The 18234-nt window shown below is 63.0% G+C and carries 12 protein-coding genes; 6 read left to right on the top strand and 6 right to left on the bottom strand.

Annotation, left to right across the window (positions count from 1 at the left end; all coding sequences use genetic code 11):
* Nucleotides 1-38: 38 nt before the first annotated feature.
* From mce to B3B04_RS07295, 5 genes are read right to left on the bottom strand one after another with little or no spacing between them, the layout of a single operon-like run.
* Nucleotides 39-461 (bottom strand): methylmalonyl-CoA epimerase, encoded by a 423-nt coding sequence (gene mce / locus B3B04_RS07315; protein ID WP_292041482.1) that lies wholly within the window; start codon nt 459-461, stop codon nt 39-41.
* Nucleotides 461-2614 carry a methylmalonyl-CoA mutase gene (gene scpA, locus B3B04_RS07310; RefSeq protein WP_292041480.1) on the bottom strand — a complete coding sequence of 718 codons (2154 nt, stop codon included), beginning with the start codon at nt 2612-2614 and terminating at the stop codon, nt 461-463. The genes mce and scpA overlap by 1 nt, the downstream gene beginning before the upstream one ends.
* On the bottom strand, nt 2611-3990 hold the full coding sequence (locus B3B04_RS07305; RefSeq protein WP_292041477.1) for a methylmalonyl-CoA mutase family protein: 1380 nt from the start codon (nt 3988-3990) through the stop codon (nt 2611-2613). Before B3B04_RS07305 ends, scpA begins: the two co-directional genes overlap by 4 nt.
* Nucleotides 3991-3995: 5 nt before the next feature.
* Complete coding sequence (locus B3B04_RS07300; protein WP_292041475.1) at nt 3996-5972, bottom strand: acetyl-CoA carboxylase biotin carboxylase subunit; 1977 nt, start codon at nt 5970-5972, stop codon at nt 3996-3998.
* 11 nt (nt 5973-5983) lie between these two features.
* Nucleotides 5984-7519 carry an acyl-CoA carboxylase subunit beta gene (locus B3B04_RS07295; RefSeq protein WP_292041474.1) on the bottom strand — a complete coding sequence of 512 codons (1536 nt, stop codon included), beginning with the start codon at nt 7517-7519 and terminating at the stop codon, nt 5984-5986.
* Between the two features lie 134 nt (nt 7520-7653).
* Here B3B04_RS07295 and B3B04_RS07290 point away from each other — a divergent pair, with 134 nt between their 5' ends.
* Together B3B04_RS07290 and B3B04_RS07285 are read left to right on the top strand one after the other, a co-directional pair.
* A complete protein-coding gene (locus tag B3B04_RS07290; RefSeq protein ID WP_292041471.1) occupies nt 7654-9057 on the top strand; it encodes a helix-turn-helix domain-containing protein in 1404 nt (467 codons plus the stop codon).
* 183 nt (nt 9058-9240) lie between these two features.
* Nucleotides 9241-11454: a TonB-dependent receptor gene (locus B3B04_RS07285; protein ID WP_292041469.1), complete on the top strand. Its 2214-nt coding sequence runs from the start codon at nt 9241-9243 to the stop codon at nt 11452-11454.
* A 41-nt stretch (nt 11455-11495) separates the two neighbouring features.
* Here the strand turns inward: B3B04_RS07285 and B3B04_RS07280 are convergent, their stop codons facing one another.
* On the bottom strand, nt 11496-12005 hold the full coding sequence (locus B3B04_RS07280) for a hypothetical protein (protein WP_292041467.1): 510 nt from the start codon (nt 12003-12005) through the stop codon (nt 11496-11498).
* Between the two features lie 146 nt (nt 12006-12151).
* Here B3B04_RS07280 and B3B04_RS07275 point away from each other — a divergent pair, with 146 nt between their 5' ends.
* Genes B3B04_RS07275 through B3B04_RS07260 form a run of 4 tightly spaced genes read left to right on the top strand, consistent with a single transcriptional unit; the run spans nt 12152 to nt 18218 of the window.
* The gene (locus B3B04_RS07275; RefSeq protein ID WP_292041465.1) at nt 12152-14662 is read left to right on the top strand and encodes an ABC transporter substrate-binding protein; all 2511 of its coding nucleotides are present in this window, start codon (nt 12152-12154) and stop codon (nt 14660-14662) included.
* Nucleotides 14659-15504 (top strand): ABC transporter permease, encoded by an 846-nt coding sequence (locus B3B04_RS07270; RefSeq protein WP_292041463.1) that lies wholly within the window; start codon nt 14659-14661, stop codon nt 15502-15504. Before B3B04_RS07275 ends, B3B04_RS07270 begins: the two co-directional genes overlap by 4 nt.
* A 3-nt stretch (nt 15505-15507) precedes the next feature.
* On the top strand, nt 15508-17103 hold the full coding sequence (locus B3B04_RS07265; RefSeq protein WP_292041462.1) for a dipeptide ABC transporter ATP-binding protein: 1596 nt from the start codon (nt 15508-15510) through the stop codon (nt 17101-17103).
* Entirely contained in the window at nt 17100-18218 is a 1119-nt protein-coding gene (locus B3B04_RS07260; RefSeq protein WP_292041460.1) for a P1 family peptidase, read from the top strand. The genes B3B04_RS07265 and B3B04_RS07260 overlap by 4 nt, the downstream gene beginning before the upstream one ends.
* Nucleotides 18219-18234: the final 16 nt, after the last annotated feature.

Here is an 18234-nt window from a genome sequence, read left to right as displayed (position 1 = left end):
ACAGAGCGGGCCTTTTTTATACCGGAACCCCTAATCGCTTAGTGGTCGCCTTTAGGCGTTTCCATCAGCTCGATCAGAACGCCGCCCATCTCCTTCGGATGAAGGAAGACGACAGGCGTGCCGTGGGCACCGATGCGCGGCTCGCCGGTGCCGAGGATGGTCACACCCTTGGCGCGCATCTCGGCCACGGCAGCGTGGATGTCCTCGACCTCGAAGCAGACATGGTGCTGGCCGCCCTTGGGGTTCTTGGCGAGGAAGCCGACAATCGGGCTGTTCTCGTCGAACGGCTCGATCAGTTCGATCTGGGCGGTCGGGGTATCGACGAAGCAGACCTTCACGCCTTGGGCCGGAAGATCGAACGGCTCGCCGATCTTGGTCGCGCCCAGAATGTCGCGATACAGCTTGATCGACTCTGCGATCGACGGCGTGGCAACGCCAACGTGGTTCAGATTACCGATCATCACTTCTTGTCCGCTTTCGGTTGGGCATAGCCCAGACGCTCGTTCAGCTTTTCAATCAGGTCAGCCGCCGTGTCGGCAATCACCGAACCGGGCGGATAGACGGCGGCTGCGCCCATATCGAGCAGCGGCTGCACGTCCGACGGCGGGATCACGCCGCCAACAACGATCATGATGTCCTCACGGCCCAGCTTGGCCAGTTCGGCCTTCAGTTCCGGCACCAGCGTCAGGTGGCCTGCTGCCAACGACGAAGCGCCAACCGCATGGACGTTCTTTTCAACGGCATCCTTGGCCGCCTCGGCAGGCGTCTGGAACAGAGCGCCAGCGGTCACGTCAAAGCCGATGTCGCCATAGCCGGTCGCCACAACCTTCTGGCCACGGTCGTGACCGTCCTGGCCGAGTTTGGCGATCAGGATGCGTGGCGGACCACCGTCGTTCTCGACGAAGGCGGCGACCATTTCCTTGGCGCGGGCGACCTTCGGGTCGTTACCGGCTTCCTTGGCATAGACGCCCGAGACGGTTTTGACCTCGGCGACGTGGCGACCGAAGGCGGCCTCCAGCGCGTCCGAGATTTCACCCACGGTAGCCTTGGCGCGGGCCGCACGCACCGACAGTTCCATCAGGTTCGCATTGCCGCGAGCACCGTTGGTCAGTTCGGTCAGAGCCGCCTGAACAGCAGCCTCGTCACGCTCCGCCTTCAGGCGTTGCAGCTTCTCGATCTGGCGGGCGCGCACCTCGGCGTTGTCGACCTTCAGCATCGGAATGTCGTCAACAACAGGGTTCAGATACTTGTTCACACCGACCAGCGTCTGCTGGCCCGTGTCGATACGGGCCTGGGTGCGGGCGGCGGATTCTTCGATACGCAGCTTCGGAATACCGGCTTCGATGGCCTTGGCCATGCCGCCGTATTCCTCGACCTCGGCCATCAGGGCGCGGGCCTTGGTGGCGATCTCATGGGTCAGGCGCTCGACATAGTGCGAGCCACCCCACGGGTCGATCACGCGCGTCAGGCCGGTTTCCGCCTGTGCCAGAATCTGGGTGTTGCGGGCGATACGCGCCGAGAAGTCGGTCGGCAGGGCCAGCGCCTCGTCCAGCGCATTGGTGTGCAGCGACTGGGTCTGACCACCGGCGGCGGCCATGCACTCGATCATGGTGCGCGGGACGTTGTTGAACACGTCCTGTGCGGCCAGCGACCAGCCCGAGGTCTGGCAGTGGGTGCGAAGGCTGAGCGACTTCGGATTCTTGCCGCCTTCCTTGGCCACAGCCTCGGCCCAGAGCAGACGACCGGCACGCATTTTCGCTACTTCCATGAAGTAGTTCATGCCGATGGCCCAGAAGAAGCTGAGGCGCGGCGCGAAGGTATCCACCTCCATACCCGCAGCCTTACCGGCCCGCAGATATTCGATACCGTCCGACAGCGTATAGGCCAGCTCGATATCGGCCGAGGCACCCGCTTCCTGCATGTGGTAGCCGGAGATCGAGATCGAGTTGAACTTCGGCGTTTCCTTCGAGGTCCACTCGAAGATGTCCGAAATGATCCGCATCGAGGGCGACGGCGGATAGATGTAGGTGTTGCGGACCATGAACTCTTTCAGAATGTCGTTCTGAATGGTTCCGGTCAGTTTGGCATGCTCGACGCCCTGCTCTTCACCCGCCACCACATAGAGGGCGAGGATCGGCAGAACCGCGCCATTCATGGTCATCGACACCGACATCTTGTCGAGCGGAATACCGTCGAACAGGGTGCGCATGTCGAGGATGCTGTCGATGGCCACGCCGGCCATGCCGACGTCACCCTTCACGCGCGGGTGGTCGCTGTCATAGCCACGGTGGGTGGCAAGGTCGAAGGCGACCGACAGACCCTTTTGGCCCGCCGCGAGGTTACGACGATAGAAGGCGTTGGACTCTTCGGCGGTCGAGAAACCCGCATACTGGCGGATGGTCCACGGCGCACCGGCATACATGGTCGGATACGGACCGCGCACGAACGGCGCAAAGCCCGGCAGACCCTCGAGGAAGTCGAGGCCCTCAATGGCCGAAGCGTCATAGGCCGTCTGGACCGTCACACCTTCCGGCGTGGTCCAAGCCTCGCGGGCGGGGCCTTGGCCCGTTTCGCCCAGCTCAAGCTTCAGTTTGGAGAAATCAGGAAAGCTCATTGGCCAGCCTCCTCGAACGCGGCGGCAATACGGACGGGAGCCAGCGGCTCGAACGCGCCATAGGTCTTCACCTCGTCGTCGGCCTGACTGACGATCACGCCTCGTACATCCGGGTCGACGTATTTGGTGACACCGACGATCTGCGCTGCGCCGTTCTGGTAGGCCTTCTCGGCAAACTCGCGGGCGCGGGCGATGCGCTGTTGCACCAGACCGCCCTCGAGGAAGGCCACGATGCCGCCCTCGGCCTCATAGGCCTGAAACTCGGTCCATGCGGCCTCGGCCAGCTCACGAGTACGGGCATCCAGATACCAAGAGCCAGACGCCGGATCATCGACACGGCCCAGATTGCTCTCTTCCATCAGGATCAGCTGAGTGTTGCGGGCCTGACGGCGCGCGAAATCATCGGGCAGACCTGCGGCACGGGTAAAGCCGTCCAGCACAACGATGTCTGCACCACCGACGCTGCCTGCGAAACCGGCGGCGGTCAGGCGCAGCATGTTCGGCCACGGATCGCGCGAGGCCAGCATACGGCGCGACGAACGGGCCTCGATCTGGACCTGAACCTCATGGCCAAAAGCCTTGGACACGTTCGACCACAAGATACGCAGGGCGCGGATCTTGGACAGGCTGTCGAAATACTGCTGGTCCACCGCGACGCCCAGCGTCACCGAGGCCAGCGCCTTCTCGACCGACACGCCCGCCGTCACCAGCGTTTTGACGTACAGAACAGCCGACGACAGGGCGAAGGCCAGTTCCTGACCGATTGAAGCACCTGCCTCATGGGCGACTTGGCCCGAAGCAAGGAACAGACGCGCCTCCGGATAGGTGTTCGACCAACCCGCGGCCTTTTGTGCGGCTTCGCTGACGATCTTTGCGAAATCTTCCGGCGCACCGCCGGAGCGGGCATAGGCCGAGATCGGGTCGAGGTGGAACGACAGCTTGGCGCGCGGCGAAGCCTTGGCCACGGCGTCCAGCGCCTCGCCCGCCTTCACACCGTCAAAACCGGCTTCAAGAGCGACCGGAGCCAGCTCCAGCGCCACGCCTTCCAGCGCGGTCGCCAGTGATGCGGCATCCTTGACCACCGGACCGGACAACAGGACCGAAGCGGCCCCGTTCTCCAGATCGGTCAGCACCGCCTTGTTCATGGCGGCGGCATCCCCGCCCTCGTTGATGGTGCGCAGGTCCCAGCTACGGCCTTCGCTGTCGCTCGGACGCGGTGCAAACACCGCGCCCTGCGCATTGGCCGTGCCATAGAGGGGACGGGTCGCCAGCTGGTCCGCATCCAGATGGACGAGGCTTTCCAGCGGGCGGTCCTTCAGCGCCTTGATGGCGGCGTCGCGCCACTCCAGTGGCGAGGGAACGGGGAATTGGCTCATGGGTCTTACTCGAACTCCACCAGAACGTCGTCGGCGGCGACCGGATCACCGGCCTTGGCCTTCACGGACTTCACCTTGCCGTCACGCTCGGCCTTGAGGATGTTCTGCATCTTCATGGCTTCGATGATGGCGACGGTTTCGCCCGTCTTCACTTCCTGACCTTCGACGACGGGGATGTCGACAACAAGACCCGGCATCGGCGACAGCGTCAGCTTGGAGGTGTCGGCGGCCTTCTTCTCCGGCAGCAGGGCGTAAAGGGCTGCGATTTCCGGACGCACGATACGCACACGGGCCTTTGCGGCACGCGAGCGGATATCGAAGCCGTCGGCGGCGCGCTTTACTTCCAGCGTAAAGGCCTCGTCGTCCAGCACAGCGCGGAACAGCGACAGGCCAGGACGCCAGTCGATCTCGGACACCGTGACCTCTTCATCATTGATGATGACGGTCAGGTCTTCGGCCTCGTCGTAACCGACTTCGACCTCATAGGCGTCCTTGCCAACCAGCACGGTCCATTCCGAACGCTCGGACGGGTCACCGTCCTGCTCGGCAATGACTTCGTTCATGGCGACAGCCGAAGCGATCATCTGCTTCACCTGAAGGGCGGTCGGCTCTACGCCGTTAAAGCCTTCGGGGAACTCGTCCTTGATGTAGTTGGTGGTCAGCTTGCCCGACTGGAAGCGTTCCTGATCCATCACGGCGGCGAGGAAGGGCACGTTGTGGCCGAGGCCCGCAAGGTGGGTGTCTTCCAGAGCGCGCGCCATGCCCTTGATGGCGGCATCGCGGGTTTCGCCCCATGCGCACAGCTTGGCGATCATCGGGTCGTAGAACATGCTGATCTCGTCGCCCTCGCGGACGCCGCTATCGTTACGCACGACGTAACCGTCCTGCTCGCCCTCTTCCGGCTGCTCGTAACGCACCAGACGACCGATGGACGGCAGGAAGCCGCGGTACGGGTCTTCGGCATAGATACGGGACTCAATAGCCCAGCCGTTGATCTTCAGCTCTTCCTGCTTGAGGTTCAGATGCTCGCCCCATGCCGAGCGGATCATCTGTTCCACCAGATCGACGCCGGTGATCAGTTCGGTCACCGGATGCTCGACCTGAAGACGGGTGTTCATCTCAAGGAAGTAGAACGACTTGTCCTGACCGGCCACGAACTCGACGGTGCCCGCCGAGTCATAGTTCACGGCCTTGGCCAGAGCGACGGCCTGCGCGCCCATGGCCTGACGAGTGGCTTCGTCCAGCAGCGGCGACGGGGCCTCTTCGATAACCTTCTGGTTACGACGCTGGATCGAGCACTCGCGCTCGAACAGGTGGATGACGTTGCCGTGCTTGTCGCCCAGCACCTGAATCTCGATGTGGCGCGGATCGACGATGAATTTCTCGAGGAAGACGCGGTCGTCACCAAAGGCGTTCAGCGCCTCGGCCTTAACGGCAGCAAAGCCCTCGGCCATGTCCTCGTCCGAGTGGGCGACGCGGATACCCTTGCCGCCACCGCCAGCCGAGGCCTTGATCATGACCGGATAGCCGATCTCGCGGGCGATCTTCACGGCCTCTTCGGTCGTTTCGATCAGGCCCATGTGACCCGGAACAGTCGAGACACCGGCTTCTGCCGCGAACTTCTTGGAGGTGATCTTGTCGCCCATGGCGTCGATCGCCTCGGGGTTCGGACCGATGAAGGCGATGCCCTCAGCCTGAAGGCGACGCGCAAAGCTGGCGTTTTCCGACAGGAAGCCAAAGCCCGGATGCACAGCCTGTGCGCCCGTCTGCTTCACGGCATCCACGATCTTGTCCTGGATCAGATAGGACTGGTTGGCAGGCGACGGACCGATGTGAACGGTTTCATCCGCCATCTCGACCGCCAGCGAACCGGCATCGGCGTCGGAATAAACCACCACCGTCTTGATGCCCATCTTGCGGCAGGTCTTGATGATGCGAACAGCAATCTCGCCGCGGTTGGCGATCAGAATTTTATCAAACATGTTTCTGGGCCTTACAGCGGGATGTTGTCGTGCTTCTTCCAGGGGTTTTCCTGGACCTTGTTCTTAAGCGTGCCGAGGGCCTTGATCAGGCGACGACGGGTGCCGTGCGGCATGATGACGTCGTCGATATAGCCGAGGCCTGCTGCCACGAACGGATTGGCGAAGCGTTCTTTATATTCGGCTTCACGCGCGGCCAGAGCTTCGGGGTCGCCCGCTTCCTTGCGGAAGATGATTTCCACGGCACCCTTGGCACCCATGACGGCGATTTCAGCGGTCGGCCATGCATAGTTGACGTCGCCGCGCAGGTGCTTGGACGACATAACGTCATAGGCACCGCCGTAAGCCTTGCGGGTGATGACGGTCAGCTTGGGCACGGTGGCTTCGGCATAGGCGAACAGCAGCTTGGCGCCGTGTTTGATCAGTGCGCCATATTCCTGCTTGGTGCCCGGCATGAAGCCCGGAACGTCCACGAAGGTGACCAGCGGGATGTTGAAGGCGTCGCAGAAACGCACGAAGCGCGAGGCCTTGCGGCTGGAATCGATATCCAGAACGCCCGCCAGCGTCTGAGGCTGGTTGCCGACGATGCCGACAGTCTGGCCATCCAGACGGCCAAAGCCGCAGATGATGTTCTTGGCGAAGTCGGCACCGATCTCGAAGAAGTCCGCCTCATCGACGACCTTCAGGATCAGTTCCTTCATGTCATAGGGCTGGTTCGGATTGGCCGGAACGAGGGTGTCCAGCGAGGATTCCTCGCGGTCGGCCTCGTCATAGGTTCCGCGCACCGGCGGCTTTTCGCGGTTCGACAGCGGCAGGAAGCCGATCAGGCGGCGAACCTCGGCCAGAGCCTCAAGGTCGTTTTCAAACGCGCCATCGGCAACGCCCGACTTGCCTGCGTGAACACGTGCACCGCCGAGGTCTTCGTGGCTGACGACTTCGTTGGTCACGGTCTTAACAACGTCCGGACCCGTCACATACATATAGGACGTGTCCTTCACCATGAAGATGAAGTCGGTGATGGCCGGCGAATAAACGTCGCCACCGGCGCACGGGCCCATGATGACCGAAATCTGCGGGATAACGCCCGAAGCCAGAGTGTTCTGCAGGAAGATGTCGGCGTAACCGGCCAGCGATTCAACGCCTTCCTGAATACGCGCACCGCCTGCATCGAACAAGCCGATGATCGGCGCACCAGCCGTCAGTGCCATCTTCTGCAGCTTGACGATCTTGGCCGCATGCGCGCCCGACAGCGAACCGCCAAAGACGGTGAAGTCCTTGGAGAACACAAAGACCAGACGGCCATTGATGGTGCCGCGACCGGTGACGACGCCGTCTCCCGGAATGCGCTGCTTGTCCATGCCGAAGTCGTGGCTGCGGTGTTCCACGAACATATCGGTTTCTTCGAAGCTGCCTTCGTCGAGCAGCACATCAATGCGCTCGCGTGCGGTCAGCTTGCCCTTGGCGTGTTGGGACGCGATGCGGGCCTCGCCCCCGCCCAGACGGGCAGCAGCGCGACGACGCTCGAGTTCCTCAAGGATGGCCTGGGTCATGGATGGACGACTCCCTCACGAAATGTTTCAGGAAAGAACCGTGATCCTTGCAAAAAGGCAATCGCAACTTTGCAAATCGTGCGGAAGTGTGGAAGCTTGCCAAGGGTTTTGGGGACTTTTGCAAAGTTGCAAAAATGGCGGAAAAGCTCTTTCTAGGCACAAAAGTCCGTAAGCTGAGAGAAGCTCGGGGCTGGACTTTGGATCAGTGCGCGGCCCGTTTGGCCCTGTCTCCATCGTATTTATCGCAGATCGAGACCAACCAGCGCCCCGCGACAGCGCGCGTGTTGATCTCGCTCACGCGCGCGTTCGACGTGGACGCCAGCCTGTTCGATCTGGAAGGCGATGCTAGACTAATTGCTGATCTGCGCGAGGCGGTCACGGACCTGGCGGGCGCAGGCGATGTGCCATCCGCCGCAGAGTTGAAACAGGTGGCGACCAATGCCCCGCGACTGGCGCATCAGTTCCTGACCCTGCATCAGAACTATCGCCGGTTGGACGACCGCCTCAAGACGCTGAACGAAACCTTGGGCCGTGACGAGCGGCAGGTGTCGGCCCCTGCCCTGCCCTATGAGGCGGTGCGCGACTTCTTCCACTATCGAGACAACTATATCGACGCGCTGGATCTGGCCGCAGAGACCCTTGCCGCCCGCCTCAGCCTTGGCGAGTACAGCCACCCCGAGCGCACGCTGGAACAGGCGTTGGGTGATCTGTGCGGGGTGCGGGTGGCCTATGGAGAGGGAGCTATGCGCCGTTATGATCCGGCCGCGCGCATCCTCTATATCCAGTCGTCCCTGCCTGTCACCACGCGCTGTTTCCAGATGGCGCATCAACTGGCGCTGCTGGCCTTTGCCGACATCATCGAAGACGAGCTGGCCCGCGCCAATTTCGAGCTGAAGGCCGCCACAGACGTGTGCCGTGTGGGGCTGGCCAACTATGCGGCGGGGGCCATTCTTATGCCCTATCGCCGCTTCCTCGATGCCGCGCGCGACCTGCGCCACGACATCGACCGCATGCGCCAGCGGTTCCACACCAGTTTCGAGCAAGTGTGCCAGCGCTTGTCGACCCTGCAACGCCCCGGCTGGCGCGGCGTGCCCTTCTATTTCGCGCGCGTGGACATGGCGGGAAACATCACCAAACGCCACAGCGCCACCCGTTTCCAATTCGCCCGCTTCGGCGGAGCCTGCCCGCTTTGGAATGTGCACGAGGCCTTTAGCTCGCCCGACCGGATTCTGGTGAACCTGTCGGAAATGCCGGATGGCGCCCGCTATATCTGTATTGCTAAGAGCGTGTCCAAGCCGGGCGGGTCGTATCTGGAGCCTGATCGCCGCTATGCGCTGGGTCTGGGGTGCGAGATCGAGCATGCCGACCAACTGGTGTACACGGCGGGTCTGGATCTGAACGGACCGCCGATCCGCATGGGCGTCTCGTGTCGCATTTGCGAGCGGCTCGACTGTCAGCAGCGGGCCTTCCCGCCCATTGACCGCGACCTGCGGGTTCCCGTCCATGAGCGCGGCGTCATTCCCTACACTCTGGAGTAGGCAACCAGAACCGGCTTGACGGGAGCAGATTTTGCACTGCAATGTGCAGTTGTGCATTGCGATAGAGCGCGCGTAGGCGCGGGCGATCCGAATACGCGGGACGCCATCCGAGCGGGAAAATGAAACTGCATTTTCCCTGACATTGCTGCCCCTTTCCAATCCACTGCTCCGGTTCCAAAACCCATGTCCAAGGCCCTATTGGTGTCGACCGCCAGTCTCGCCTGCCTGCTGATGGCCAGCACCGCCCACGCCGTCGAGGCGGCGGATGAACAGCCGGTCGCGCGCGTCGGCGATATCGTCGTCACCGCCCAGCGTCGCGAACAGGCCAGTCAGGACGTGGGCGTCTCGCTCAGCATTATCGGCGGCGAGAGCCTCGAGGAACGCGCCATATCGGTCGTGAACGACCTGGAGAACGCTGTCCCGAACATGGAGGTCGACAGCCAGTTCGGCAGCGGCCAGCCCCAGTTCCGCATCCGTGGCATTGGCGCGCGCGAATATTCGTCCAACAATGCCTCCACCGTCGGCGTCTATGTCGACGAGGTCGCCCACCCCTATACGGTCACAACCCAAGGCGCGCTGTTCGACATCGCCCGCATGGAGGTACTGCGCGGTCCGCAAGGCACGCTTTATGGTCGAAACACCACTGGCGGGGCCGTCAACATCATCACCAACGCCCCGACCAACTATCTGACGGGCGGCTTCAATGCCGAATACGGCAGCTATGACCGCTACAAGGTCGAGGGCTACGTCTCCGGTCCGATCACCGATGCGCTCTCAGGCCGCCTTGCCGCCACCACCGAACAGGGCGGCGCGTGGCAATACCACCGCGACACAGGCGAAGCCTTGGGCGACGCCGACAAGACCGCCATCCGTGGCCGCCTGACGTGGGATGCCGGCGACAAAACCACCGTCGATCTGTCCGCCACATGGCAACAGGACCAGTCTGACGGCCTCGGTTTCCGCCTGCTGGGTCCATACCGCGTGGCGGATGGCTCGCTCACCTATCCGGCGGACACGGCATGGCGCATCACCGGCTGGCAGATTGCGCCCGACATGGCCGCTGTGGCGGGCCTTGGGCTGAGTGCCAAGCCCCAGCGCGACAACGAAGGGTTTGACCTGTCCCTGCGCATCAAGTCCGACCTCGGCTTTGCCGACCTGACCTCGATCAGCGCCTGGCAGACGTTCGAGCGCAACGAATATAACGACTGGGACAGCACGCGTTTCGCCGAAAGCGACACCTTCTTCTACAACGAGATAGAAGTCCTCTCGCAGGAGGTGCGCCTTGCCTCCAACAGTGACGGTCCGGTGCAATGGATGGTCGGTGCCCACTATGCCAACGAGACCAATGACGGCGGCTTCTACACCCGCTTCCGTGGCGTCAGTGGCCTGATCAACACCGCCTATGAGCAGGAGGTCGAGGCCTTTGGCATCTTCACCCATAACAGCTGGCAGGTGACCGACCGTCTGAACCTGATTGCCGGCCTGCGCTGGGAAACCGAAGAGCGCACCTTGCTGAGCGCCGGAACCGTGACGGCACCCGCCATCCCGCCCTCCCCGACGCTCTATAGAACCGACATGTCGGAGGTTTCGGGTCGTCTTGGTCTGGAATACGATCTGACCGAGAGCGCCATGCTGTACGCCAGCCTCTCGCGCGGCGTGAAGTCGGGCGGGTTCACCACCTATAACGCCACCTCGGCCACGCCGTTTAAACCCGAGACCGTCATTGCCTATGAGGCGGGCATCAAGTCGGACCTGTTCGACAACCGCCTGCGCCTGAACGGTGCAGTCTTCTATTACGACTATCAGGACCAGCAGGTTCAGGGTCTGGAATACGACCGTGAGCGCGGTCGCCTCGGCAAGATCACCAATGTGCCGGAATCCAGCATCTATGGTGGCGAGATCGAGCTCACGTGGGTGCCGCTGGACGGCCTGACCATCAGCCAGAACCTCGGCTACAAGTCGGGTAAGTACGACGAATATTTCGCCATCGACGGCGCGGCGACCGATGCCGCCAACCCTGTAGACGGCCCATGGGACATCATCATCACCAATGACCGCTCCGGCGAGCGCCTCGGCTTCCCCAAGCTGAACTATGGCGGTCAGATTGCCTATGACTGGATGTTCAAGGGCTGGGACCTGCGCGCCGAGACAAACTACAACTACCGTGACGAGCTTTACTCCGTCACCGCATCCTCGATCATCGACGACTACTGGCTCGCCAATGCCAGCCTGACCGCTGGCCCATCAGATGCCAACTGGCGCGTGTCGCTGTGGTCGCGCAACCTGTTCGACACCTATTACGAAGAGACCCGCAACGGCTTCAACTCCTCCTCACGCCCCACCACTAGCCCCCGTCAGGGCCGCACCGTGGGCGTGAGATTGAGCATGGACTTCTAATCCGTGACGAAAAGGGCGGCTATTAGCCGCCCTTTTCTTTATCAGGCACCAGTGCAGCCGACGCGCGACATCTCATAGGTGTGGGCGACCAGTTGATCGTCAAGGGCACGAACCACCGTATTGGTCCATCTAAGAACAGAGCCGTCTATCTTCCATTGGTTCACTTCTGGATAGCTGGGACGGGCATACTCGATGCTGAGACCATCAGCCTCGATCGTTCCCTTCCCGCTTGCAGCAAAATCGCCTCCAAAACTGTCAGCGTAATAGCTGATCAGAACGCCGGGTACGTCGGCGGTTTCGGCTACAATGATGTGCGCAGAATATCGGTCATTGGCGTTGGTCTTTAAATGGGATTCAAGCTCGAACAGCCTGTGAGTGCCCGACAAGATAGGGCTGACCTTCAGCTTGGCGGTGACCTCCAAGCCGGTCACATCCCCTGTGCCTGCCCAGCATCCGTCGAAGTGTTCTAAAGAGACATGGCCAGCCGTTGGTCCCGTCGGAGCGGGCATCGACATCAGGATACTGCCAAGGGCAATCGCGGCCAGAGACATGTGCCTCTCCTTGTCTTTGAACCAAGTGACTATGGCGCAAGGCTACGTCTGCCTCTAGGTTGCAGCCGCCCCACATTTACGGGGGTAAGCGCATACTCCGGTCGGTCTGTTTGGCATTTTTAGCGGCAAAATCTGGCGTGTTGCGCGTGGCCAAGGCGTTGTCGGCGGCACTGGTACTGCTGGCCGCACCTGGCGCCGCAGCTGATAGCCCGCAAAGCCGTATTGTCATCGGCGTGCCGCTGGAGCCGCCGCATCTGGACCCGACTACGGGCGCAGCGGCAGCCGTGGACGAAATCACCTATGCCAACATCTTCGAGGGTCTGACGCGACTGACGCCCAATGGCACGGTCGCGCCGCAACTGGCCGAGAGCTGGAGCGCGTCGCCGGACGGCCTGTCGTGGACCTTTCACCTCAAGCGGGGCGTGACCTTCAGCGACGGCGCGGCCTTCGACGCCGAGACGGTCCGATTTTCCCTCATACGTATCGTGGCAGAGGGCTCGACCAACGCTCAAAAGGCCCTGTTCGCGCCTATACGAGCGGTGGGTGTAGTGGACGCCCACACCGTCGCCATCCGCCTGTCGCGGCCCGTCGCCAACCTGCCCTATCTGCTGGCATGGGGCGATGCGGCCATGGTGTCGCCTGACAGTGTCGGTACCAATGCCACAGCGCCTGTCGGCACCGGTCCCTATCGCCTGAACCGCTGGCAACGCGGGGGCGAACTGGAACTGGTCCGCCGCGAGGATTACTGGGGCCGTGCGCCGCAAACAGACCGCGTGGTGTTCCGCTTTATCAGCGACCCTGCCGCTGCCTTTGCCGCTGTGCGGGCGGGCGATGTGGATGCATTCCCCAACTATCCGGCCCCTGAAACGGTGGGCGAGCTGCGCCGCAATCCGGCCCTACGCGTGACCGAGGGCCTGTCCGAGGGCAAGGTCATCATGGCGATGAACAATGCCCGCGCGCCGTTCAACGACATCCGCGTGCGCCGCGCCCTGTCATACGCCATCGACCGCAAGGCCATTATCGACGGGGCCATGTTCGGCTTCGGCCAGCCCATCGGCAGCCATTATTCGCGTCAGGCCTCGGGCTATGTCGATTTGACGGATCGTTATCCACATGATGTGGAAAAGGCCCGCCAACTGCTGGCCGAGGCCGGCTATCCCAACGGGCTGGACCTCACCCTTCGCATCCCGCCGCGACCCTATGCCACGCGCAGCAGCGAGGTGCTGGTCAGCCAGTTGGCCGAGGCCGGTGTGCGCGTGAAAATCGAGACACTGGAATGGGCGCAGTGGCTGGATCAGGTGTTCGGTCGCAAGCAGTTCGACCTGACCATCGTCGAGCACGTCGAGCCGATAGACTATGACATTTACGGCCGCAAGGACTACTATTTCGGCTATGACAGTGCGGCGTTCGATGCCCTGCTGGCACAGGTGAATACCGCACCGGACGAGGCCACACGACTGAGTCTTTTAGGCGATCTGCAACGACTGATCGCCGAGGATGCGGTCAATGTTTTCCTGTTCCAGTCATCGCGCATCGGCGTGTCGCGCAATGGTGTCGAGGGTCTGTGGATAAACTCGCCTATTGCCGCCAATGACATGACAGGTGTCCACATGGAGGGCGCGGGAGCAGCGGCTTCGACGCGCACGGCCTCCTCACTGTCGTGGGCATGGATCATCGCAGTCGGCCTGACCGCCGCCCTCGCCTTCAGCGTCTGGAAGCTCGGGGCAGCATGGACCGCCAAGCATTTGCTCGGCCACGGCCTGACCTTGTTGGCCGCATCGGTGGTGATCTTTGGCCTGTTGCAGGTCCTGCCGGGTGATCCCGCCGCCTATATGATGGGCCTGAACGCCAGCCCTGAGGCCATCGCCACCTTGCGCGAGCAGATGGGTCTGAACGGCGGATTGGTCGAGCGGTATCTGGCTTGGACGGGTGGCCTGCTGCGCGGTGATTTCGGCACCAGCTATACCTATCAAACCCCGGTCACCGCCCTGATCGGGGAGAGGTTGGCCGTGTCCCTACCGCTGGCCCTGTCAGCCTTGACTCTGTCTGTCATTATAGCCCTGCCGATCGGTTTGCTGGCGGCCCGCCATCACGGCAAGGCGGCAGATGGCGGGCTGATCGCCCTGATGCAGGCGGGCATTGCCATTCCGAACTTCTGGCTGGGCCTTCTGCTGATCCTGCTGTTTTCCGTCACGCTCGGATGGTTTCCGGCAGGCGGCTACAGCGGCTGGACTTCTCTTGTTTTGCCCGCCATCGCCCTTGCCGCGCCTCAAGCGGCCATTCTCGCCCGCGTGCTGAGAACTTCCCTCCTCGACACCTTGAACGAGGACTATGTCCGCACCGCCCGCGCCAAGGGTCTGTCGCGAAACGCGGCGCTGATCCGCCATGCCCTGCCCAATGCGTGGATTCCGGTGCTGACGGTTCTGGGCCTGCAAGCGCCCTTCCTGCTGGCGGGTGGCGTGGTGATCGAGAACGTCTTTTCCCTGCCCGGCCTTGGCCGTCTGGCCTTCCAGGCCGTCAGCCAGCGTGACCTTATCGTGGTGCAAGGTGTGATCATGGTGCTGGTCGCCGTGGTGGTCGTGGTCAGCCTGTTGGTGGATATCGCCTATGCCATGGCAGACCCGCGACAACGCGACAACGACAGGAGCGGCCGATGATTTTCGCAGGCCTCGACCGCCTCCGCCCCATCCGTCCGCTGTCACTAAAGATCGGGGTGGCGCTCGCCGTCGCCGTAGTCGCGGCTACCCTGCTGGCTCTGGTGTGGACACCGCATGACCCGCTGGCACAGGACACCGCCAGTCGCCTTATGGGGCCATCGGCAGGCCACCCTTTCGGCACCGATGCACTGGGACGCGACGTGCTTTCGCTGGTCATGGCCGGAGCCGCCAACAGCTTGGGCGTCGCGGGCGCAGGCGTGATGATCGGCCTATTGTTCGGCGTACCGCTCGGCCTATGGGCCGCCTCACGCAAGGGTTTTGCCGATGATGTCATCATGCGTGGCGGCGACCTCGTTTTCGCCTTCCCGTCGCTGCTGACCGCCGTCATGCTGGCCGCCGCGACAGGGCCGAGCGCGCTGAACGCCGCTATCGCCTTGGGCGTGTTCAACATCCCCGTCTTCCTGCGCGTAGTGCGCGGTGCCGGACGCGGCCTGTGGCAGCGCGACTATGTCACCGCCGCACGCGCCTCCGGTCGCTCCAACCTGTCCATATCGATCCAGCACATCCTGCCGCACGTGCTGGGCCTGCTCAGCGTTCAGGCCGCCGTGCAGTTCGCCGTCGGCGTGGCGGCAGAAGCGGGCCTGTCCTACCTTGGCCTTGGTGCCCAGCCGCCCGCGCCCAGCTGGGGCCGGATGCTGGCCGAAAGCCAGACCCTGATCGGCACCGCGCCATGGCTGGCCATCTTCCCCGGCCTTGCCATCTTCGTGACCGTGCTGGCGCTCAGCCTGCTGGGCGATGGATTGCGCGACCGGCTCGACCCGCGCCTGCGACGGGAGGTCTAAGCCATGAGCCTTCTGGATATTCGCAACCTGTCGCTGACGCTGGATGACCGCCCGTTGCTATTGGGCATTAACCTGTCCGTTGCCGTAGGCGAGATCGTAGCTCTTGTCGGTGAAAGCGGCTCCGGCAAGTCACTGACGGCGCTTTCCGTTCTGGGCCTCGCACCGGATCATGCGCAGATCAGCGGTGATATCCTGTTGGACGGTCAATCGCTGACAGCACTTGATGATCGTGCACTTCAGAACATTCGTGGTCGCGACATCGGCATGGTGTTCCAGGAACCGCTGACGGCACTGAACCCCGTCATGACTATCGGCGATCAGGTGGCCGAGGTGGTGCGCATCCACACCCGATGTTCCAGAGCCGAGGGCCGCGCTGCGGCCCGCAAGGCGCTTAATGATGCGGGCCTTGCCGCCCCGCGCTTTACGCTCGATCTCTATCCGCACCAGCTGTCAGGCGGCCAGCGCCAGCGCGTGGCCATCGCCATGGCGACAGCCATGAAACCGCGCCTACTGATCGCGGACGAAGCCACCAGCGCGCTTGATCCCGTCAATCAGGCCAAGGTGCTGGACCTGCTATGTCAGCGCGCCAGAACCGACAACTCCGGCCTGCTTCTGATCGTCCATGATCTGGCCGTGGCGCGTGAACGGGCCGACCGCGTGGTGGTGATCCGCAACGGCCAAATCGTCGAGAACGCGCCCGCCTCGGTTCTGGGCCGTGGTCAACTGACAAGCGAATACGGTCAGGCGCTCTTGCGCGACGCCACGCACAGCCCGCCTCCGCGTATCCTGCCAGCGCCGGAAGCCCCTGTGGTGGCGCAAGGCTTGGACGTGGTCCGCACCTATGCCGGCTCACGCAAACTGTTCGGCAAGGGGCCGGAAATCCGCGCAGTCGATGGCGTCAGCCTGTCGATCCAGCGCGGTGAGAGCGTCGGCCTGATCGGCGAAAGCGGCTGTGGCAAGTCCACCCTTCTGCGGGCCTTGGCGGGGCTGGAGCCTGTTCAGGGCGGGCGCGTCCTGATCAATGGCCTCGACTGGACCGATAAATGCCGTCAGCGCGAGATGCGCCAACGCATCCAGCCCGTATTCCAGGATCCGGGGGCCAGCCTCGATCCGCGCTGGAGCGTTTACCGTTCGCTGTGCGAACCGCTCCATCTGCTCGACAGCCCGCCTCAAGACCCCCAGCGTCTGGCGACCGAAACGCTGAAACAGGTCGGTCTGGATGCCAGCTTCCTCAATCGCCTGCCGCACCAGATGTCGGGCGGACAGCGCCAGCGCGTGGCCCTCGCCCGCGCCCTGATGACCAAGCCGGACCTAATCGTTCTGGACGAAGCGGTCTCGGCGCTGGATGTTTCGGTCAAGGCGCGCATTCTTGATCTCTTGTCGATGCTGACACGGGATCACAACATAGCTTTGCTATTTGTCAGCCATGATCTGGAAGTGGTGCGCCGCCTGACCGACCGTGTGCTGGTGATGGAAGCGGGCCGTATCGTCGAGCAAGGGCCAACCGAAACAGTCCTTGCCCGACCGAGCCATCCCGCCACACAAAGACTTGTCGCCGCCACGCCGCAACTGATCCCGATTACGGAGCCTGCACTATGAACCGTCGCACTGTTCTCAGCGGAGCCATGCTGGGTGCCGCCGCAGCCGCTTCAGGAACTGCCGCCGCCAAGGAGAGCCGCGTGACCAAACCCAAGGGAAAAACCGGCCCGCGCAACCTGATCACCGATGTGGCGGGTATCAAGATCGGTCAGGCCCATGATGCCGATGCGCGTACAGGCGTGACGGTTATTCTCGCCGAGACGCCTGCCGTCGCGGCTGTAGATGTGCGCGGCGGTGGCCCCGCTGGTCGCGAGACCGATGTGCTGAAGGCTGAAAATCTGGTGCAGGAGGTAGACGCCATCGTTCTGTCGGGTGGGTCTGTCTATGGCCTTGCCGCCGCAGACGGTATCGCCGCATGGATGGGCATGCGCGGACGGGGCTATGGCATGGGCGGCGGTGCTGGCGTTCCACCCTCGCCCATTGTGCCTAGCGCCTGCATCTACGATCTGGCTAACGGCGGCAACAAACAGTGGGGCATGGACACGCCCTATCGCCGTCTGGCGGTCGAAGCCCTGGAAGGCGCGGGCGAGACCTTCGCCCTTGGTACCCAAGGCGCAGGCTATGGCGCACAGGCCGGTGGTCTCAAAGGCGGCATAGGCTCGGCTTCCGCCGTCACCCATGATGGGTGGACGGTCGGAGCCATCGCCGCGGTCAACAGCGTCGGCTCGGCCATCGCCCCTGACAGCCGCCAGTTCTGGGCCGCGCCCTATGAGATCGAGACAGAGTTCGGCGGCCTCGGCAGCGACGAACTTTCGGCAGCCCACGAGGAATGGGGCAGCGCAAAATTCAATCCGCGACCGCGCGAAAACACCACCATCGCCGTGGTCGCCACCGATGTGGCCCTGACGCGCGTCGAGTGCCAGCGTCTCGCCATCATGGCGCAGGACGGCCTGTCACGTGCCATCCGTCCGGCCCACGCCCCGTTCGACGGTGATACGGTGTTTGTCCTGTCCACCGGCAAGATCAAGATCGACGATCCGGCCCTACGCAATATCGCCGTCAGCCGCCTCGGCAATGTCGCCGCCGACACCCTCGCCCGCGCTATCGCGCGCGGTGTATTCGAGGCGACATCCTATGACGGCTCCGCCACCGGCACCTGGAAATCTCTGAGCTGAGGCCACCCAAAAGGGC

Origin of the sequence: Brevundimonas sp. UBA5713, assembly GCF_002419815.1 — a bacterium.
In the GTDB taxonomy this organism is placed as follows: Bacteria; Pseudomonadota; Alphaproteobacteria; order Caulobacterales; family Caulobacteraceae; genus Brevundimonas.
The sequence above is the reverse complement of the archived record's forward strand: the minus strand, read 5'-3'. Positions and strand labels throughout refer to the sequence as shown.